The organism is Streptomyces sp. NPDC016309, from assembly GCF_043077235.1.
Classification (GTDB): domain Bacteria; phylum Actinomycetota; class Actinomycetes; order Streptomycetales; family Streptomycetaceae; genus Streptomyces.
Genome location: NZ_JBIBSG010000001.1, coordinates 366,413 through 384,793, shown reverse-complemented (window position 1 = coordinate 384,793; position 18,381 = coordinate 366,413). Strand labels below are relative to the sequence as shown.

At 71.3% G+C, this 18,381-nt stretch carries 17 protein-coding genes, 1 pseudogene and 1 riboswitch; of the genes and pseudogenes, 9 read left to right on the top strand and 9 right to left on the bottom strand.

All coding sequences use genetic code 11. From position 1 onward, the window contains the following. Positions 1–17 precede the first annotated feature (17 nt). The gene (gene def / locus ACF068_RS01690; RefSeq protein WP_392272143.1) at positions 18–650 is read left to right on the top strand and encodes a peptide deformylase; all 633 of its coding nucleotides are present in this window, start codon (positions 18–20) and stop codon (positions 648–650) included. Between the two features lie 57 nt (positions 651–707). Continuing rightward, positions 708–1,282: pseudogene (locus ACF068_RS01685) on the top strand (D-Ala-D-Ala carboxypeptidase family metallohydrolase); the annotation flags it as partial. 4 nt (positions 1,283–1,286) lie between these two features. Here the strand turns inward: ACF068_RS01685 and ACF068_RS01680 are convergent. Then, positions 1,287–2,252 (bottom strand): helix-turn-helix domain-containing protein, encoded by a 966-nt coding sequence (locus ACF068_RS01680; RefSeq protein ID WP_392272142.1) that lies wholly within the window; start codon positions 2,250–2,252, stop codon positions 1,287–1,289. A 93-nt stretch (positions 2,253–2,345) separates the two neighbouring features. Between ACF068_RS01680 and ACF068_RS01675 the strand changes: the two genes are divergently transcribed. After that, complete coding sequence (locus ACF068_RS01675) at positions 2,346–2,534, top strand: hypothetical protein (protein ID WP_392272141.1); 189 nt, start codon at positions 2,346–2,348, stop codon at positions 2,532–2,534. Positions 2,535–2,547: 13 nt separating this feature from the next. Here the strand turns inward: ACF068_RS01675 and ACF068_RS01670 are convergent, their stop codons facing one another. The 6 genes from ACF068_RS01670 to ACF068_RS01645 form a co-directional block, all read right to left on the bottom strand. Continuing rightward, positions 2,548–3,564, bottom strand: a complete 1,017-nt coding sequence (locus ACF068_RS01670; protein ID WP_392272140.1) for a ribonucleotide-diphosphate reductase subunit beta — start codon at positions 3,562–3,564, stop codon at positions 2,548–2,550. Further along, positions 3,564–5,921 carry a ribonucleoside-diphosphate reductase subunit alpha gene (locus ACF068_RS01665; RefSeq protein WP_392272139.1) on the bottom strand — a complete coding sequence of 786 codons (2,358 nt, stop codon included), beginning with the start codon at positions 5,919–5,921 and terminating at the stop codon, positions 3,564–3,566. Before ACF068_RS01665 ends, ACF068_RS01670 begins: the two co-directional genes overlap by 1 nt. Positions 5,922–6,059: 138 nt before the next feature. Beyond that, positions 6,060–6,217, bottom strand: a riboswitch (cobalamin riboswitch). 19 nt (positions 6,218–6,236) lie between these two features. Next, the gene (locus ACF068_RS01660) at positions 6,237–6,740 is read right to left on the bottom strand and encodes a GNAT family N-acetyltransferase (protein WP_392272138.1); all 504 of its coding nucleotides are present in this window, start codon (positions 6,738–6,740) and stop codon (positions 6,237–6,239) included. Between the two features lie 75 nt (positions 6,741–6,815). Further along, positions 6,816–8,444, bottom strand: a complete 1,629-nt coding sequence (gene mctP, locus ACF068_RS01655; protein WP_392272137.1) for a monocarboxylate uptake permease MctP — start codon at positions 8,442–8,444, stop codon at positions 6,816–6,818. Further along, on the bottom strand, positions 8,441–8,719 hold the full coding sequence (locus ACF068_RS01650) for a DUF3311 domain-containing protein (RefSeq protein ID WP_392272136.1): 279 nt from the start codon (positions 8,717–8,719) through the stop codon (positions 8,441–8,443). The genes mctP and ACF068_RS01650 overlap by 4 nt, the downstream gene beginning before the upstream one ends. 120 nt (positions 8,720–8,839) lie before the next feature. Next, positions 8,840–9,604, bottom strand: a complete 765-nt coding sequence (locus ACF068_RS01645; protein WP_366127527.1) for a GntR family transcriptional regulator — start codon at positions 9,602–9,604, stop codon at positions 8,840–8,842. A gap of 294 nt (positions 9,605–9,898) precedes the next feature. Between ACF068_RS01645 and ACF068_RS01640 the strand changes: the two genes are divergently transcribed. The 4 genes from ACF068_RS01640 to ACF068_RS01625 all read left to right on the top strand — a co-directional run bounded on the left by ACF068_RS01640 (position 9,899) and on the right by ACF068_RS01625 (position 14,752). Next, entirely contained in the window at positions 9,899–11,185 is a 1,287-nt protein-coding gene (locus ACF068_RS01640) for an extracellular solute-binding protein (protein WP_392272135.1), read from the top strand. 136 nt (positions 11,186–11,321) lie between these two features. Continuing rightward, complete coding sequence (locus ACF068_RS01635) at positions 11,322–12,344, top strand: carbohydrate ABC transporter permease (RefSeq protein WP_392272134.1); 1,023 nt, start codon at positions 11,322–11,324, stop codon at positions 12,342–12,344. Positions 12,345–12,451: 107 nt separating this feature from the next. After that, positions 12,452–13,228: a carbohydrate ABC transporter permease gene (locus ACF068_RS01630; RefSeq protein WP_392272673.1), complete on the top strand. Its 777-nt coding sequence runs from the start codon at positions 12,452–12,454 to the stop codon at positions 13,226–13,228. Between the two features lie 9 nt (positions 13,229–13,237). Beyond that, the gene (locus tag ACF068_RS01625) at positions 13,238–14,752 is read left to right on the top strand and encodes a glycoside hydrolase family 3 protein (RefSeq protein WP_392272133.1); all 1,515 of its coding nucleotides are present in this window, start codon (positions 13,238–13,240) and stop codon (positions 14,750–14,752) included. Between the two features lie 87 nt (positions 14,753–14,839). Here the strand turns inward: ACF068_RS01625 and nagB are convergent, their stop codons facing one another. Continuing rightward, a complete protein-coding gene (gene nagB / locus ACF068_RS01620; RefSeq protein WP_392272132.1) occupies positions 14,840–15,625 on the bottom strand; it encodes a glucosamine-6-phosphate deaminase in 786 nt (261 codons plus the stop codon). Between the two features lie 101 nt (positions 15,626–15,726). Here nagB and ACF068_RS01615 point away from each other — a divergent pair, with 101 nt between their 5' ends. Beyond that, the gene (locus ACF068_RS01615) at positions 15,727–16,776 is read left to right on the top strand and encodes an SIS domain-containing protein (RefSeq protein WP_392272131.1); all 1,050 of its coding nucleotides are present in this window, start codon (positions 15,727–15,729) and stop codon (positions 16,774–16,776) included. A 15-nt stretch (positions 16,777–16,791) separates the two neighbouring features. Here the strand turns inward: ACF068_RS01615 and ACF068_RS01610 are convergent, their stop codons facing one another. Further along, positions 16,792–17,544 (bottom strand): SDR family oxidoreductase, encoded by a 753-nt coding sequence (locus ACF068_RS01610; protein WP_392272130.1) that lies wholly within the window; start codon positions 17,542–17,544, stop codon positions 16,792–16,794. Between the two features lie 87 nt (positions 17,545–17,631). Here ACF068_RS01610 and ACF068_RS01605 point away from each other — a divergent pair, with 87 nt between their 5' ends. Further along, a complete protein-coding gene (locus ACF068_RS01605; RefSeq protein WP_392272129.1) occupies positions 17,632–18,249 on the top strand; it encodes a TetR/AcrR family transcriptional regulator in 618 nt (205 codons plus the stop codon). Positions 18,250–18,381 lie beyond the last annotated feature (132 nt).

Here is an 18,381-nt window from a genome sequence, read left to right as displayed (position 1 = left end):
AAGGCGCAGAAGCGGACATGGCGCAGCAGGAGACGGCTCAGCAGGTCGACGACGAGGGCTTCATCGTCGACACGGAGGACTGCGAGGAGCGCGAGCGCGCGTACCGCGAGCGCGGCACCTCCCGCCCGATCACGGTGGTCGGCAACCCGGTGCTGCACAAGGAGTGCAAGGACGTCACCGACTTCGGTGACGAACTGGCGCGGCTCGTGGACGACATGTTCGCCAGCCAGCGGACGGCGGAGGGCGTGGGCCTGGCCGCCAACCAGATCGGCGTCGACCTGAAGGTCTTCGTCTACGACTGCATGGACGACGAGGGCGTCCGGCACGTGGGCGTGGTGTGCAACCCGGTGCTGGAGGAACTGGCCCCGGAGCGGCGGCTCCTGGACGACTCCAACGAGGGATGCCTGTCCGTGCCGGGCGCGTACGCCTCGCTGGCCCGCCCCGACTACGCGGTGGTGCGCGGCCAGGACGTCCAGGGCAACCCCATCAAGGTGCGGGGCACCGGCTACTTCGCCCGCTGCCTCCAGCACGAGACGGACCACCTGTACGGGTACCTGTACATCGACCGCCTGTCGAAGCGCGACCGCAAGGACGCGCTGAAGCAGATGGCCGAGGGGACGCCCCGCTACCCGGTCGTCCCCAACGACTGACCGCTCCGCCGCGGCCCCGTTCCGGTGACCGGGACGGGGCCGTCGCGCGTCCGCCACTGGATCCGCGTCGCCGGCCACCCCGGCTACGGAGGCGTCCTCGCCGTCGACGGGTTCTACGGCCCGGCGACCACCGCGGCGGTCAAGCGCTTCCAGGCCGCCTACGGACTCACGGCCGACGGCGTCGCGGGCCCGGCCACCTTCGGCAAGCTCTACGCACTCCAGGACGACGACTGCACGCCGTCCACTTCACCTACGCCGAACTGAACGACTGCGACACCACCTGGGCCGGCGGAGCCATGAGCGCCGCCACCGCCAACGCCAGCGCGCTGCGCACCATGTGGAAGCTGGAGGCGCTGCGGCACGCGCTCGGCGACCAGCCCATCACCGTGACCAGCGGCTTCCGCTCCCACGCCTGCAACGACGCGGTCGGCGGGGCGTCCGGCAGCCGCCACCTGTACGGGGACGCCGCCGACCTGGGCGCGGGCCCGCGCTCCCTGTGCAGGCTCGCCCGGCAGGCCCACAACCACGGCTTCCACGGCATCCTCGGCCCCGGCTATGCCGGGCACGGCGACCACACCCACCTCGACCACCGCGCGAGCCGCTTCTGGTCCGCCTCCGCCTGCGGCGTCTGACGGCTCAGGCCACCCGCGCCGGCCCGCGGAAGGTGCGGCGGTACGTGTTCGGGGTCGTCCCCAGGGTGCGCAGGAAGTGGTGCCGCAGCGCGGCCGCGTTCCCGAACCCCGACCGGCCCGCGATCGCGTCCACCGTGTCGTCCGTGGCCTCCAGCAACTCCTGTGCCAGCAGCACCCGCTGGCGCAGGAGCCAGCGGTAGGGCGTCGTCCCGGTCTCCTGCTGGAACCGGCGGGCGAACGTGCGCGGGGACATGTGGGCCCGCGCCGCCAGCTGCTCCACGGTGATCTCCCGGTCCAGGTGCCGCTCCATCCAGTCCAGGACGTCCCCGACCGTGTCGCAGCGGGTGCGCGGCAGGGGCCGGTCGACGTACTGGGCCTGGCCGCCGGCCCGGTGCGGGGGCACCACCATGCGGCGGGCGATGGTGTTGGCCACCTCGTGCCCGTACTCCTGGCGCACCAGGTGCAGACAGGCGTCGACTCCGGCGGCCGTACCCGCCGAGGTGATGACCGGGCCGTCGTCGACGTACAGCACGTCGGGGTCCACCAGCGCCCGCGGGTGGCGCCGGGCCAGCTCGGCCGCGTGCCGCCAGTGCGTCGTGCAGCGGCGGCCGTCGAGCAGCCCGGCCGCGCCCAGCACGAAGGCGCCGGTGCAGACGGACAGCACCCGCGCCCCGCGGTCGACGGCGTCGCGCAGGGCCGCGAGCAGGGGCTCGGGGTAGGGGCGCTGCGCATAGCGGCCGCCCGCGGGAACCGCGACCAGGTCCGCCTCCGCCAGCCGTTCGAGACCGTGCTCCGTCCCGATCGTGAAACCGGCGTGCGTGCGCAGCCGGGGGCCCTCGGCGGACACCACGGCGAAGTCGTGGACGGGCAGCCCGTCGTCGCTCCGGTCGAGGCCGAAGACCTCGCAGACCACCCCGAGTTCGAAGGGGTTCACGCCGTCCAGCAGGACGGCCGCCACATTCCTCAGCATGCGACGAGCATGGCACGGCCCTGGCAGTAATTCGATGGTCGGTGACAGTCCTGCCACTGATCTTTTCCCGCCGCGAGGACGACAGTGGAAGACATGACAACGGTCCTGAACGCCTTCGTCCCCGTCGCCCTCTTCGTCCTTCTCGCCCTGCCCTCGCTCGTCGGGCACGCCCGGGAGCGCGCCGTCGACCGCCAGTTGCGCGGGCCGCGGCGCCCGGCGGACACCCGTCGCCGCGGACCCTCACCCGGGCCCGCGGCGACGCTCGGCGCACGACCGGTCTGATCGACAAGACCTCCTAGAAGTCCTCGTCGAGGTCGACCGAGCCCTCCACCGCCACCTGGTAGGCGGACGGGCGGCGCTCGAAGAAGTTCGTCAGCTCCTGGACGCCCTGGAGCTCCATGAAGGAGAACGGGTTCTCCGAGCCGTACACCGGGGCGAAGCCCAGACGCGTCAGGCGCTGGTCGGCCACGCACTCCAGGTACTGCCGCATCGACTCGGTGTTCATGCCCGGCAGGCCGTCACCGCACAGGTCGCGGCCGAACTGGAGCTCCGCCTCGACGGCCTCCCGCAGCATGTCGGTGACCTGCTGCTGGAGCGCATCGTCGAAGAGGTCCGGCTCCTCCTTGCGGACGGTGTCCACGACCTCGAACGCGAAGTTCATGTGCATCGTCTCGTCGCGGAACACCCAGTTGGTGCCGGTCGCCAGGCCGTGCAGCAGACCGCGCGAGCGGAACCAGTACACGTACGCGAAGGCGCCGTAGAAGAACAGACCCTCGATGCAGGCGGCGAAGCAGATCAGGTTCAGCAGGAAGCGGCGCCGGTCGGCCTTCGTCTCCAGCCGCTCGATCTTCTCCACCGAGTCCATCCAGCGGAAGCAGAACTGCGCCTTCTCCCGGATGGAGGGGATGTTCTCCACGGCGTCGAACGCCGCCGCCCGGTCCTTCGGATCGGGCAGGTAGGTGTCCAGCAGCGTCAGGTAGAACTGGACGTGCACGGCCTCCTCGAAGAGCTGCCGCGACAGGTACAGCCGCGCCTCGGGGGAGTTGATGTGCTTGTACAGCGTCAGCACCAGGTTGTTCGCCACGATCGAGTCACCGGTCGCGAAGAACGCGACCAGCCGGCCGATCAGGTGCTGCTCACCGGGCGTCAGCTTGGCGAGGTCCGCCACGTCGGAGTGGAGGTCGACCTCCTCCACCGTCCAGGTGTTCTTGATGGCGTCCCGGTAGCGCTCGTAGAAGTCCGGGTAGCGCATCGGGCGGAGGGTCAGTTCGAAACCCGGGTCGAGCAGGTTCTTCTCGGGGGAAGCGGACATCACTGGCAGGCCTCGCAGGACTCGGGGTTCTCAAGGGAGCAGGCGACCGCGTCCTCCGGGGTCACCTGCGCGGGGACGGGGACGGACGCCCGGGCCGCGCGGGCGATCCGGGTCGCCGGGCGCGAGCGCAGGTAGTACGTCGTCTTCAGGCCCTGCTTCCAGGCGTACGCGTACATCGACGACAGCTTGCCGATGGTCGGCGTCTCCAGGAACAGGTTCAGCGACTGCGACTGGTCCAGGAACGGCGTACGGGCCGCCGCCATGTCGATCAGGCCGCGCTGCGGGATCTCCCACGCCGTCCGGTACAGCTCGCGCACCTCGGCCGGGATCCAGGTGAAGCCCTGGACCGAGCCGCTGGACTCGCGCAGCGCCTCACGGGTCTTCGCGTCCCACACGCCGAGCCGCTTCAGCTCGGCCACCAGGTAGGAGTTGACCTGGAGGAACTCGCCCGACAGCGTCTCGCGCTTGAACAGGTTGGACACCTGCGGCTCGATGCACTCGTACACGCCCGCGATCGAGGCGATCGTCGCCGTCGGCGCGATGGCCAGCAGCAGCGAGTTGCGCATGCCGACCTCGGCGATGCGGGCGCGCAGCGCCTCCCACCGCTCCGGCCAGTTCAGCTCGACGTCGTAGTGGTCGGGGTGCAGCACCCCGCGCGCGGTACGGGTCTTCTTCCAGGCCGGCAGCGGGCCGTTGCGCTCGGCGAGGTCGGCGGACGCCTCGTACGCGGCCAGCATGATCCGCTCGGCGATACGCGTCGACAGGGCCCTGGCCGCGGGCGAGTCGAACGGCAGCCCGAGCTGGAAGAACACGTCCTGGAGGCCCATCGCGCCCAGGCCCACCGGCCGCCACTTCGCGTTGGAGCGCCCGGCCTGCTCGGTCGGGTAGAAGTTGATGTCGACGACCCGGTCCAGGAACGTGACGGCCGTGCGGACGGTCGCGTCCAGCCGCTCCCAGTCGAGGTCGCCGCCGCTGACGAACGCGCCGAGGTTCACCGAGCCCAGGTTGCAGACGGCGGTCTCCCCGTCGTCCGTGACCTCCAGGATCTCGGTGCACAGGTTCGAGGAGTGGACCGTGTGGCCCGGCTGCGCCGTCTGGTTGGCCGTGCGGTTGGAGGCGTCCTTGAACGTCATCCAGCCGTTGCCGGTCTGCGCCAGGGTCCGCATCATCCGGCCGTACAGGTCCCGGGCGGGCATGGTCTTGCGGGCCAGGCCCTTCGCTTCGGCGGCGCGGTAGGCGGCGTCGAACGCCTCGCCCCACAGGTCGACCAGTTCCGGCACGTCGGCCGGCGAGAACAGCGACCACTCGGCGTCGGCGTCGACCCGGCGCATGAACTCGTCGGGGACCCAGTGCGCCAGGTTCAGGTTGTGGGTGCGCCGGGCGTCCTCACCGGTGTTGTCCCGAAGCTCCAGGAACTCCTCGATGTCGGCGTGCCACGTCTCCAGGTACACCGCCGCCGCGCCCTTGCGCCGCCCGCCCTGGTTCACTGCCGCCACCGAGGCGTCCAGCGTCTTCAGGAACGGCACGATGCCGTTGGAGTGCCCGTTGGTGCCCCGGATCAGCGAACCGCGCGCCCGGATGCGGGAGTACGACAGGCCGATGCCGCCCGCGTGCTTCGACAGCCGCGCGACCTGGTGGTAGCGGTCGTAGATGGAGTCCAGCTCGTCCAGCGGGGAGTCCAGCAGGTAGCACGAGGACATCTGCGGGTGTCGCGTGCCGGAGTTGAACAGCGTGGGGGAGGAGGGCAGGTAGTCCAGCCGGCTCATCAGCCCGTACAGCGCCGCGACCTCGTCCAGGGCGCGCACCGAGTCGTCCTCGGCGAGGCCCGCCGCCACCCGCAGCATGAAGTGCTGGGGCGTCTCGATCACCTTGCGGGTGAGCGGGTGGCGGAGCAGGTAGCGCGAGTACAGCGTCCGCAGCCCGAAGTAGCCGAACCGGTCGTCCCCGGCCGGGTCGACCAGCGCGTCCATCCGGTCCGCGTGGAGCGAGACGAACGCGGCCGTGCGGTCCGCGATCAGGCCCTCCCGGTGCCCGACGGCCACCGACGCCGAGAACGCCACCGCGCCCTGCCCCGCCGCCTCCTCCGCGATGGTCCGGGCCAGCAGCCGCGCCGCGAGCCGGGAGTACGCCGGGTCCTCGGCGATCAGACCGGCGGCCGCCTCGGTGGCGAGCTCCCGGAGCTCCGCCTCGTCGGACCCGGCGTGCCGGCCGCGCAGCGCGGCGGCGGCGACCCGGCCGGGGTCGGTGTCGGGCAGATCGGCGGTGAGGTCGGTCAGGGTCCGCAGCAGTACGGTCCCGGGTCCGTCGTTTCCGTCGCTCTCGATCGCTGAAACCGGATCGGCTGGCGCGATGGTCACGTGGGGGCTCTCCCTCGCTCGGCTCGGGGCCACCGGCGGCGCGGGCAGGGGAGCGGGCACGCCCGGGTACGGGGGCGCAGGGCACCGCGTCCACCGGCCCACTCCGCGAGGCCCGGACGTCTGGGCACCCGGGCCGGACGGTCCGGGCGCGCTGTCGGCAGGTCTTCGGACTCGTACGTACCCAGAGGCACACCAACACACCGTTGCGGGACAGTTCCGGAATTGCACCGGATTCCCCTGCGGCGACAGCGAGGACGAGCATACATGTGGGGGGCGCCGATTGAGGCACCCCCCACATGTTGTGTCGACCGGGGCTCAGAGTTCCACGGCGTAGGTGCGGAGCGTGACGCCCGGAGCGGCCTGCCAGTCCCGTTCCGGGGTCCGGTCGAACCCCAGCCGCTCACAGATCCGGTGCGCCGCCCGCATGGACTGCCACGAGGACACCACCAGCCGCCGGCACCCCTCCACCTCCCGCGCCCGCTCCACGCACGCCCGTACGAGCGCCTCGCCCGCGCCGCGCCGCCGGGCCGCCCGCGCCACCGCCAGCATCCGGAACTCCGCCTCCCCGTCCCGCGCGTGCCCGCCCCACGGACCGCCGCCCCGGGGGACGAACGTCACGCCCCCGAGCACCCGTTCGTCCTCCGCGACCGCGACCAGCACCTCGGCCCGCGCGGCGCGCCCGGCCACGTCCCGCAGCTCGATCAGGTACTCGTCGCTCTCCCCGAAGGCCAGCAACCCGTCGCCGAGGTAGGCCTGGGCCGTGACGTCGGCGAGCGTCTCGTGTTCTTCCGGCCGTACCGCCCTGATGGTGATGTCCATGGGGCCAGAGTGCACAACGAACGGGCCGCCGTGCCCCCACCGGGGGAGGCACGACGGCCCTCGTACGCGGATGGGTCAGTGCCCGGCGCCCGCCGTGGCCGGAGGGAGCTCCACCTTCACGCCCGGGTCGCCCGCGTCGGCCGTGTAGTCCCCGGGGGACGTCTCGTCGACGCCGTCCGGCGCGTTGGTCGCCCGGAGCACGAACGTCAGGACCACCACGACCAGGGCGTTGAGGACGAACGCCGTCAGACCGATGTAGCCGATCTCGCCGATGCCCGGGATCTCGGCGGACGAGCCGCCGAAGTGCTTCTGGGTCGGGCTGGCGACGCCGTACGCCGCCGCCGTGCCGTAGACCATGCCGACCGCCCAGCCGGCCAGCAGCGCCCAGCGGTGGAACCACCGGGTGAACAGGCCGCCCACCAGCGCCGGCAGGGTCTGGAGGATCCAGATGCCGCCGAGGAGCTGGAAGTTGATGGCGACCGTCTTGTCCATGGTGAGCACGAAGGCCAGCGCGCCCACCTTGACCAGCAGCGACACCAGCTTGGACACCTTGGTCTCCTGCTCCGGCGTGGCGTCCGGCTTCAGGAAGTCCTTGTAGATGTTGCGGGTGAACAGGTTGGCGGCGGCGATCGACATGATGGCCGCCGGGACCAGCGCGCCGATGCCGATGGCCGCGAAGGCGACGCCCGTGAACCAGTCCGGGAACATGTCCTCGAACAGCTGCGGGATGGCGAGCTGGCCGTTCTGCACCTTCACGCCGGCCGCGATCGCCATGAAGCCCAGCAGGGCCAGCAGGCCCAGCATCAGCGAGTACAGCGGCAGGATGGTGGTGTTGCGGCGGATCACGTCACGGCTGCGCGAGGACAGCGTCGCCGTGATGGAGTGCGGGTACATGAACAGCGCCAGCGCCGAGCCGAGCGCGAGCGTCGCGTACCCCCACTGGCCCATCTCCCCGGGCACCAGCGCGCCGCGCGGCTTGTCGGTCGCCGGGTTGATCTGCGCGTAGGCCTCGCCCGCCTTGCTGAAGATCTCGTCGAAGCCGCCGAGCTTGATGGGGATGTAGATGATCGCCACCGCGATGACGATGTAGATGAGCGTGTCCTTGACGAAGGCGATCATCGCCGGCGCCCGCAGCCCGGAGGAGTAGGTGTACGCCGCGAGGACACCGAAGGCGATGAGCAGCGGCAGGTCCTTGACGAACCAGTGGGTGGTCTCGCCACCGCCCACGCCCATCACGTCGAGCACCGCCTGGATGCCGACGAGCTGGAGCGCGATGTACGGCATGGTGGCGAGGATGCCGGTCACGGCCACCGCCAGCGACAGGCCCTTCGAGCCGAACCGTCCCCGGACGAAGTCGGAGGTGGTGACGTACCCGTGCTTGTGGGACACCGACCACAGGCGCGGCAGGAAGGTGAAGATCAGCGGGTAGACGAGGATCGTGTAGGGGACGGCGAAGAAGCCGGCCGCGCCGGCCGCGTAGATCGCCGCCGGGACGGCGACGAAGGTGTACGCCGTGTAGAGGTCGCCGCCCAGCAGGAACCAGGTGATCCAGGTGCCGAACGAGCGGCCGCCCAGGCCCCATTCGTCGAGGCTGTGCTCGTTCTCGGCCTTGCGCCAGCGCGAGGCCATGAAGCCCATGACCGTGACGGCCAGGAAGAAGAAGATGAAGACGGCGAGCGCGACGCCGTTCACGCCGTCGTTCACCGCGACGCACCCCCCTGGGCGGAGGGGGCCGAGGACCCGCGCGCCGCCGCGCGGGCCCGCTGGTCACGGTGCCAGAGCTGGTACGCGACCATCGTCAGCACGGTCGATATGACGACCCAGGCCATCTGGTACCAGTAGAAGAACGGGATCCCGGCGAGGGTCGGCTCGACCTTCGCGTACGAGCCGACCCACAGCATCGCCACGAAGGGCGCGAACAGACAGAGCGCCACCACCACCCGCACCGGGGTGATTGCTGGTTGTTTCTCCTGTGTCATACGGCGACTCCGTCCCCTCGCTGATCACATGGCGTAATGCGCACGCAATCTAGGGGACCGGTCCGCCGCGCGGAACCCCGGTCCGGATAACGGACGGGTCTCGTAAGGATCTCGGTGGCGTCAGCCGTTGGGCCGCTTGAGACGGGCCACGAACTTGTACCGGTCGCCCCGGTACACCGAGCGCACCCATTCCACCGGTTCGCCGTTCTCGTCCAGCGAGTGCCGGGAGAGCATCAGCATCGGCAGGCCCACGTCGGTCCCGAGCAGGCCCGCCTCCCGGGGCGTCGCCAGGGAGGTCTCGATGGTCTCCTCCGCCTCGGCGAGGTGGACGTCGTACACCTCGGCCAGCGCCGTGTAGAGCGAGGTGTACTTGACCAGCGACCGCCGCAGCGCCGGGAAGCGCTTGGCCGACAGGTGGGTCGTCTCGATGGCCATCGGCTCGCCGCTCGCCAGCCGCAGCCGCTCGATGCGCAGCACCCGGCCGCCGGGGGAGATGTCGAGCAGCCCGGCGAGGGTGTCGTCCGCCGTCACGTACCCGATGTCGAGGAGCTGCGAGGTGGGCTCCAGGCCCTGCGCGCGCATGTCCTCGGTGTACGAGGTGAGCTGGAGCGCCTGCGAGACCTTGGGCTTGGCGACGAACGTGCCCTTGCCCTGGATGCGCTCCAGCCGTCCCTCGACGACCAGTTCCTGGAGCGCCTGCCGGACGGTCGTGCGGGACGTGTCGAACTCGGCGGCGAGCGTCCGCTCCGGCGGTACGGGCGTACCGGGGGGCATGGTCTCCGTCATGTCCAGCAGGTGCCGCTTGAGGCGGTAGTACTTGGGCACGCGCGCGGTGCGGGTGGCTGCCCCGCCCTCGGTCTCGGTGCCGCCTCCATCCGTGGCCATGACCCGCCTTCCCGACTCCTGTGCTGTTGCCGTCACCGGCTCCTCCGTCTATTGCGGCTCACATGGTGGCACGGACCGGTCACGGGTCGTCGCCCTCCCTCAGGTGTCGGTCCGGTAACGGACCCGACTGCCCTTCTTATACACCCTTGACACCCCTAAAGGTCTAGGCCAAGCTCCGGGTTACTGGTCTAAACCATTAAAGACCAGGTCCCAGTCCCACGGGCAGCACGGGCAGTACACCGGTATGGCTTCGCGGTGGGGGCAGGGTTTGCAGGCATCCCTGAGGAGGGTGGCGTGAAGCGCAAGCTCATCGCGGCGATAGGCGTCGCGGGCATGATGGTCGGTATTGCCGCGTGTGGCTCGGACGACGGCAAGGGGGGCGGCTCCGACGCCGGTGGCGACAAGACCCTGACCGTCTGGGTGATGGACGGCTCGGCTCCCGACGCGTGGATCAAGAACGTCAACAAGGAGTTCGAGGCCAAGCACAAGGGCGTCAAGGTCAAGGTCGAGATCCAGCAGTGGAACGGCATCCAGGAGAAGGTCACCACGGCCCTCTCCGAGGACGCCCCGCCGGACGTCATCGAGCTCGGCAACACCCAGACCGCCGGCTACGCCGCCACCGGTGGCCTCGCCGACCTCACCGAGGACAAGGCCGAGCTCGGGGCCGACGGCTGGAACAAGGGCATGCTCGCCTCCAACGAGCTGGACGGCAAGCTCTACTCCGCCCCCTGGTACGCCGCCAACCGTGTCGTCGTCTACGACAAGGCCGCCTACAAGAAGGCCGGCGTGACCCCGCCGAAGACCCGCGCCGAGTGGATCGACGGCCTCAAGAAGCTCAAGGCGTCCGACGCCAAGACCCAGCCGATCTACCTGCCCGGCCAGAGCTGGTACGTCTACGCGGGCTTCGTCTGGGACGAGGGCGGCGACCTCGCCGTCAAGGACGGCGACAAGTGGAAGGGCAACCTGTCCTCCCCCGAGGCCGTGGCCGCCATGAACTTCTACAAGGAGCTCCAGTCGTACTCGACCGCTCCCAAGGACAAGGACGAGGCGACCCCCCAGCAGTCCACCGACATCGTCCCCAAGGGCGGCGTGGCGTCCTGGATCGGCCTCGGCTGGGAGGCCGGCGGCGCGATCGACGCCATGAAGAAGGCCGGCAAGACCGCCGACTTCGGCTACTTCCCCATCCCGGGCAAGACCGCCGACAAGCCCGGCTCCGTCTTCTTCGGCGGCTCGAACCTCGCGGTGTCCGAGCGCTCGCGGAACAAGGACCTGGCCAAGGAGTGGCTGGCGCTCGCCGCCGGCAAGGAGCACATGGCCAAGTACGCCGAGGCCACCCAGGGCGCGCTGCTCCCCAACAACGACGCGGCGCAGTTCAAGCCGGCCGCCGGCTCCTTCGCCGAGGCGATGGCCAAGGCCGCGCCCGTCGGCAAGATCACCCCGGTCACCCCGGGCTGGGCGAACGTCGAGACCGCTCCCAACCCGATCAAGGACTACATGACCAAGGTCCTGAAGGGCGAGGACGCCAAGAAGGCCGGCGAGGCGGCCGACAAGGTGATCACCGAGCGCGTCAACCAGCAGTGACCGCACCGCCGCGGGTCGCCCCAGGGGTGCGGCCCGCGGCGGTCGCCAGCCCCCCGGTGGTGCGACCGGTGACCCCATGCCGGTCGCACCACCGGGTCCATGACCCGGTCAGCACAGAACCGCGAGGAAGAAGACCATGACCGTGGACTCCCAGGGAGCGGTGAGCGCCGCCCCCCAGGACGCGCCCGGGAGCGCGGCGGGGACGCCGAAGACCCCGCCACCCCCGGCCGGCTCGAAGAACGCCCCGAAGCCTCCTCGCGGCAGGCGCTCCCTGCCCGGCGGGGTGCTGCCCTACCTGCTGATCGCCCCCGCCGTCCTGTCCATGGCGGTGCTCCTGCTCTACCCGCTCGTCCGCAACGTGATCCTCTCCTTCCAGCAGGTCGGCCGGAGGGAACTGATCACCCGGAAGCCCGAGTGGAACGGCGTCGAGAACTACACCGAGCTGCTGGGGGACTCCCAGTTCTGGACCGTCGTGGTCCGCAGCGTCGTCTTCACGGCGGCCAACGTCGCCCTGATCATGCTCCTCGGCACCCTGATCGGCCTGCTGCTCAACCGGCTCGGCACCAAGATGCGCCTGGTGCTGTCCCTGTCGCTGATGCTCGCCTGGGCCATGCCGATCGTCGCCTCCGTCACCGTCTTCCGGTGGCTGTTCGACGAGCAGTTCGGCGTCGTCAACTGGCTGCTGCGCACCCTCGGCTTCGCGGGCTACGAACAGCACAACTGGTTCGAGACCGGCTTCTCCACCCTCGTGATCGTGATGATCCTGCTGGTCTGGGGCTCGATCCCGTTCGTCGCGCTCAACATGTACGCGGCCCTCACCACCGTCGGCGGCGAGCTGTACGAGGCGGCGAAGATGGACGGCGCGAACGGCTGGCGGACGTTCTGGTCCGTGGTCTTCCCCAACCTCAAGCCGTTCTTCCTGATCACCACGTTCCTGGAGATCATCTGGATCTTCAAGGCGTTCGCCCAGGTGTACGCGATGAACCTCGGCGGCCCCGACCGGGGGTCGGAGACCCTGCCCGTGTTCGCCTACATCGAGGGCCAGGGGCAGTTCCACTACGGGGTCGCCGCCGCCATCTCCGTACTGACCATCGTGATGCTGATCGCGGCCATGTCCTTCTACTTCCGCCTGATCCTGAAGCAGGAGGAGGAGCAGTGAGCACCACCACCGCCACCACCGAGGCCGCCGCCCCCACCCCGCAGGTCCTCCGCCGCAGGAAGCCGCTCCGGCCGGGGACGGTCGCCAAGAACGCCGCCGCGCTCGTCCTGGCCGCGCTGTTCGTCTTCCCCGTCTACTGGATGCTCAGCTCCTCGCTGAAGCCGCAGTCGGAGATCCTCAGCAAGGACCCGGTGTTCCTCTTCGTCCCGACGTTCGAGAACTACCCGACCGCCACCGGCGTCGACCTGTTCTGGACGTACGTGGGCAACAGCCTCACCGTCACGATCGGAGCCGTCCTGCTGGCCCTGGTCGTCGCCCTGGCGGCGAGCTTCGCCGTCGCCCGGATGAAGTTCCGCGGCCGCAAGGGCCTGGTGCTGGGCGTGATGATGGCGCAGATGGCCCCCTGGGAGGTCATGGTCATCGTGATGTACATGATCGCCCGGGACGGCGACATGCTGAACAGCATCCCGCTGCTGACCGCGATCTACTTCGTCATGGTGCTGCCCTTCACCATCTGGACCCTGCGCGGCTTCATCGCCGCCGTCCCGGTGGAGCTGGAGGAGGCGGCCCAGATCGACGGCTGCACCCGCGGCCAGGCCTTCCGCAAGGTGATCTTCCCGCTGCTGGCGCCCGGCCTGATGTCGACCTCGCTCTTCGGCTTCATCACGGCCTGGAACGAGTTCGCGATGGTCCTGATCCTGAACAAGGAGAAGACCGCGCAGACCCTGCCCCTGTGGCTCACCCAGTTCCAGACGGCCTTCGGCAACGACTGGGGCGCCACCATGGCCGCCTCCTCGCTCTTCGCCCTGCCCGTCCTCATCGTGTTCCTCTTCCTCCAGCGCCGGGCCGTCGGCGGTATGACCGCCGGCGCAGTGAAGGGATAACGGCACCCCATGACGACTCTCGTACGCGGCGCCTCCCCGACCCTGGTCAGGGACGCGCTCACCGTGCTCCAGCCCGGCTTCACCGGCACCACCCCGCCCGACTGGCTGCTGCGGCGCATCGGCGAAGGCCTGTCCGCGGTGGGCCTGTTCGGGCGGAACATCAGCGACGACGCCCAACTGGCGGCGCTCACCGCCCGGCTGCGGGCCGAGCGGGACGACGTCCTGGTCGCCATCGACGAGGAGGGCGGGGACGTCACCCGGCTGGAGGTCCGCACCGGCTCCTCCTTCCCCGGCAACCTCGCCCTCGGCACGGTCGACGACACCGGCCTGACCAGGGCCGTCGCGGCGGAGCTCGGCCGCCGCCTGGCCGCCTGCGGCGTCGACTTCAACTGGGCGCCCTCCGCGGACGTCAACTCCGACCCGGACAACCCGGTCATCGGCGTACGGTCCTTCGGCTCCGACCCGGAACTGGCCGCCCGCCACACCGTGGCTTACGTCGAGGGCCTCCAGTCCGTGGGCGTCGTCGCGTGCACCAAGCACTTCCCCGGCCACGGCGACACCAATGTCGACTCCCACCTCGCCATGCCCCGCGTCGATGTGGACCTCGACACACTGCACGCCCGTGAGCTGGTGCCCTTCCGCGCCGCGATCGCGGCGGGTACCAAATCGGTGATGAGCGCGCATATCCTGCTTCCCGCGCTCGACCCGGACCGCCCGGCGACCCTGAGCCCGCGGATCCTCACCGGTCTGCTGCGCCAGGAGCTGGGCTTCGAGGGCCTGATCGTCACCGACGGCATGGAGATGCAGGCCATCGCCTCGACGTACGGCATCGAGCGCGGCTCCGTCCTCGCGCTCGCGGCGGGCGCCGACGCCATCTGCGTCGGCGGCGGCCTGGCCGACGAGGAGACCGTCCTGCGCCTGCGCGACGCGCTGGTCGACGCGGTACGAACCGGCGAACTGGCCGAGGAGCGGCTGGCCGACGCGGCGGCGCGGGTGCGCGCCCTCGCGTCCTGGACCCGGGCGCACCGGGCCGGGGGGCCCACGACGGAGCCGGGCGCGCCCATCGAGGAGGGGAGCGCGCCCGGCACCGGCATCGGTCTGGTGGCCGCGCGCCGCGCGCTGACCGTCACCGGCCGGCGCGAGCCGCTCACCGGCCCCGCCCATGTCGCCGTCTTCGCCCCGGTCGCCAACATCGCGGTCGGCGACGAGACCCCCTGGGGCGTCGGCCCCGAGCTGGCGCGGCTCCTGCCGGGCACCACGACGGGGACGTACGCCGCCGACGCCGCCGTGGACCGGGTGCTGCGGGACGCGGGGGAGCGGCGGGTCGTCGCGGTCGTACGGGACGCCCACCGCCACCCGTGGATGGCGGCCGCCCTGGACGGGCTGCTGGCCGCCCGCCCGGACACCGTGGTCGTCGAGATGGGCGTGAACCAGGCGCCGGCACGCGGGGCCCTGCACATCGCGACGCACGGGGCGGCGCGGGTGTGCGGCACCGCCGCGGCGGAGGTCGTCGCCGGGGTGTGAGACCCATGGGGAAGGGCCGGTACCCGAGCGGGTACCGGCCCTTCCGTGTACGCGGCGGGCGCGCCGGCGCGCCCGCCGGGGGAGCGCTCAGATGCCCTGCCAGGAGGGCTTGTTGGCGTAGGTGTGGCGGAAGTAGTCCGCGAGCTTCAGCTTGGCGGCGGCCGCCTCGTCGACCACCACCGTGGCGTGCGGGTGGAGCTGGAGCGCGGAGGCGGGCACCACCGCGGCGACCGGGCCCTCGACGGTCTGGGCGACGGCCTCGGCCTTGCCCTCGCCGGTGGCGAGGAGGACCAGGTGGCGGGCCTCCAGGATGGTGCCGATGCCCTGCGTGATGACGTGGTGGGGCACCTGGTCGATGTCGCCCTCGAAGAACCGCGCGTTGTCGACGCGGGTCTGCTCGGTCAGCGTCTTGATCCGGGTACGGGAGGCGAGCGAGGAGCAGGGCTCGTTGAATCCGATGTGCCCGTCGGTGCCGATGCCCAGTATCTGGAGGTCGACGCCGCCTGCCTCGGCCAGCGCCCTGTCGTACGCCTCGCACGCCGCCTGTACGTCCTCGGCCGAGCCGTCCGGGCCCAGGAAGGCCTCGGGGCCCAGGCCCAGCGGCTCGACGACCTGGCGCAGCACGGTGGAGCGGTACGACTCCGGGTGCCCGGCCGGCAGCCCCACGTACTCGTCGAGCTGGGCGATCCGGGCGCGGGAGACGTCCACCGCTCCCGACCGGACCTTGGCGGTCAGCGCGTCGTAGATGGGCAGCGGGGTGGAGCCGGTGGCCACGCCGAGCAGCGCGTCCGGCTTGCGGCGCAGAAGAGCGGCGATGCCTTCGGCGATGAGCTCGCCGCCCGCCTCGGCGTCCTGGACGATGACAACTTCCACGCTGGGCCTGCCCTCTCGAGAACGTATGTGGTATAGACCAATCTAGCAGAACGGGCCCTCCGACTGGCGGCTTCCGGAGCGTCCGTGCTCGACTGGTGCGCATGAGCGAGCAGCCGGGCCGGATCATGTCGGGTGAGATGGCGGAGCAGCCTGCCGTGCTGCGCCGGATCCTGGAGCGGGGCGCGCCGGCGATCCGCTCCGTGGCCGGGGCGATCGCCGCCCGCCGCCCCCGGTTCGTCCTGCTGACCGCGCGCGGGACGTCCGACAACGCCGCCCTGTACGCCAAGTACCTGCTGGAGATCCGGCTCGGCCTGCCCTGCGGGCTGACCTCCATGTCGACGACCACCGCCTACGGGGCCCGGCCCGACCTCACCGACGTCCTGGTCATCACGGTCAGCCAGTCCGGCGGCTCACCCGACCTCGTCGCCTCCACCAAGGCGGCCCGTGAGGCCGGCGCGATCACGCTCGCCGTCACCAACAACGCCGACTCGCCCCTCGCGGCCGTCTCCGAGCACCACATCGACATCCTGGCCGGCCCCGAGAAGGCGCTGCCCGCGACCAAGACGTACACCGCCTCGCTGCTGGCCCTCTACCTGCTGGTCGAGGGGCTGCGCGGCGGCGCCGGCGAGACCACCGCCCGTGCCGTCCCCGACCTGGCGGCCCGCGTCCTGGAGCGCCGCCCGGAGGTCCAGGCCCTGGCCGGCCGCTACCGCTTCGCCGAACGCATGGTGATCACCTCGCGCGGCTACGGCTACCCCACGGCCAAGGAAGCCGCGCTGAAGCTGATGGAGACCAGCTACATCCCCGCCCTCGCCTACTCCGGCGCCGACCTGCTGCACGGCCCGCTCGCCATGGTGGACAACATCTCCCCGGTCATCGCGGTCGTCCCCGACGGCAAGGGCGGCGCCGCCCTCCAGCCCGTCCTGGACCGCCTCCGCGGCCGCGGCGCCGACCTGGTGGTCATCGGCCCCGCCCCCCAGGTCGAGGCCGCCTCCGCCGGCTTCGTCCTGCCCACGGAAGGGCTCCCGGAGGAGCTCCAGCCCATCCTGGAGATCCTGCCGCTCCAGCTCCTGGCCCATGAGGTCACCATCGCCCGCGGCCAGGACCCCGACGCGCCCCGCGCCCTCGCCAAGGTCACCGAGACGCGCTGAGCGCCCCGGCCGGGGTTACGGCAGGGAGCCGTTCGTCGCGTCGATCCAGTGCCCCGTCACCGCCCGCGCCCCGTCCGACGCCAGGAACGCCACCACGTCCGCGATGTCCGACGGTGTGCCGACCTTCCCCAGGGCGGAGTACGCCGCCGCCCGCGCCCGCGCCTCGTCGTCGCCCCGCAGCCAGCCCGCGTTGATGTCCGTGTCGACGATGCCGGGCGCCACGGTGTTGACCGTGATCCCCCGGGGCCCGAGCACCTTCGCCAGGTACGACGTGAACAGGTCCAGCGCACCCTTGCTCATCGCGTACGTCAGGTGCTCCGGCATCAGCGCCGCCCGTGAGAGCCCCGTCGAGATGTTGATGATCCGGCCGCCGTCCCGCAGCCGCCCGAGCCCCTCCCGGGTCACGAAGAACGGCGCCTTGGTGTTGACCGCGAAGACCTGGTCGAACCCCGCCTCGTCGATCTCCGCGAACGGCGCCGGAGCCGTGATGCCCGCGTTGTTGACGAGGATGTCCAGCCCTTCCGCATGCCGGTCGAACGCGGCCCACAGCCCCTCCGCGTCCCCCGGCACGCCCAGCTCCTGCCCGATCGCGAACGCCGAGCCGCCGGCCTCCTCGATCGCGGCGACGGTCTCCTTCGCGGCCGTCTCGTTGCTGCCGTAGTGGACGGCGACGAGCGCCCCGTCGCGCCCGAGCCGCTCCGCGATGCCCCGCCCGATGCCCCGGCTGCCGCCGGTGACCAGTGCCGTCCTGCCCGTGAGCGCGCCCATGGAAAACGCCCCCCCCTTTTTTCTCTAGTGATCGTTACAGAAAGACCGTAGCAGAGATTTTTTAGCGGGCGCTATAAAATGCTTCCCATGGCGACGACACGACGCGGCCGCCCCCGCTCCTTCGACCGTGCCACGGCCCTGGAGCGGGCGACGATGGCCTTCTGGGAGCACGGCTACGAGACGACGTCGGTGGCCGACCTGACCCGGGTCATGGGCATCGGCGCGCCGAGCCTCTACGCCGCCTTCGGTGACAAGCGGGCGCTCTTCGACGAGGTCGTGACCGTGTACGCGGAGTCGTACGGCTCCTACGCGCGGCGCGCGCTGGACGGTGAGCCCACGACCCGGGCGGGCGTCGCCCGGATGCTGCGCGAGGCGGCGACGGAGTTCACCGACCCGGCGCACCCGCGCGGCTGCCTGATGATCTCGGCGGCGCTCAACTGCGGTACCCCCGAGGTGGCCGACTCCCTCCGCGACCGCCGCAACGCGAACCTGGCGGCCGTCGAGTCCCGGATCCGCGCCGACATGGCGGCCGGTCTGCTCCCGCCGGACACGGACGCCCGGGCGCTGGCCCGCTTCAGCGGGGCGGTCCTCCAGGGCATGTCCCAGCAGGCGCGGGACGGCGCGACCAAGGAGGAGCTGGAGGCGGTGGCCGAGGCGGCCATGCGGGCGTGGCCCGGACGGGAGGCGGCGGCTCCCGCCCCGTGACGCACCTGGGTGTCCGGCGGCGGCTCCCGCTCCGTGACGCGCCCGCAGCCGGCGGCTCCCGCCCCCGGAAACACCCGCGGGCCGCGGCGCCAGGACGGGACCCTCAACCCGTCCGGCACCGCAGCCCGGAGT

What these genes read in the sequence shown, in the direction of transcription:
- ACF068_RS01635 (WP_392272134.1), top strand. Translation starts at nt 11,322, where the DNA reads ATGACCGTGGACTCCCAGGGAGCGGTGAGCGCCGCCCCCCAGGACGCG.
- def (WP_392272143.1), top strand. Translation starts at nt 18, where the DNA reads ATGGCGCAGCAGGAGACGGCTCAGCAGGTCGACGACGAGGGCTTCATC.
- ACF068_RS01615 (WP_392272131.1), top strand. Translation starts at nt 15,727, where the DNA reads ATGAGCGAGCAGCCGGGCCGGATCATGTCGGGTGAGATGGCGGAGCAG.
- ACF068_RS01670 (WP_392272140.1), bottom strand. Translation starts at nt 3,564, where the DNA reads ATGTCCGCTTCCCCCGAGAAGAACCTGCTCGACCCGGGTTTCGAACTG.
- ACF068_RS01680 (WP_392272142.1), bottom strand. Translation starts at nt 2,252, where the DNA reads ATGCTGAGGAATGTGGCGGCCGTCCTGCTGGACGGCGTGAACCCCTTC.
- ACF068_RS01650 (WP_392272136.1), bottom strand. Translation starts at nt 8,719, where the DNA reads ATGACACAGGAGAAACAACCAGCAATCACCCCGGTGCGGGTGGTGGTG.
- ACF068_RS01605 (WP_392272129.1), top strand. Translation starts at nt 17,632, where the DNA reads ATGGCGACGACACGACGCGGCCGCCCCCGCTCCTTCGACCGTGCCACG.
- ACF068_RS01645 (WP_366127527.1), bottom strand. Translation starts at nt 9,604, where the DNA reads ATGGCCACGGATGGAGGCGGCACCGAGACCGAGGGCGGGGCAGCCACC.
- ACF068_RS01610 (WP_392272130.1), bottom strand. Translation starts at nt 17,544, where the DNA reads ATGGGCGCGCTCACGGGCAGGACGGCACTGGTCACCGGCGGCAGCCGG.
- ACF068_RS01660 (WP_392272138.1), bottom strand. Translation starts at nt 6,740, where the DNA reads ATGGACATCACCATCAGGGCGGTACGGCCGGAAGAACACGAGACGCTC.
- ACF068_RS01675 (WP_392272141.1), top strand. Translation starts at nt 2,346, where the DNA reads ATGACAACGGTCCTGAACGCCTTCGTCCCCGTCGCCCTCTTCGTCCTT.
- ACF068_RS01625 (WP_392272133.1), top strand. Translation starts at nt 13,238, where the DNA reads ATGACGACTCTCGTACGCGGCGCCTCCCCGACCCTGGTCAGGGACGCG.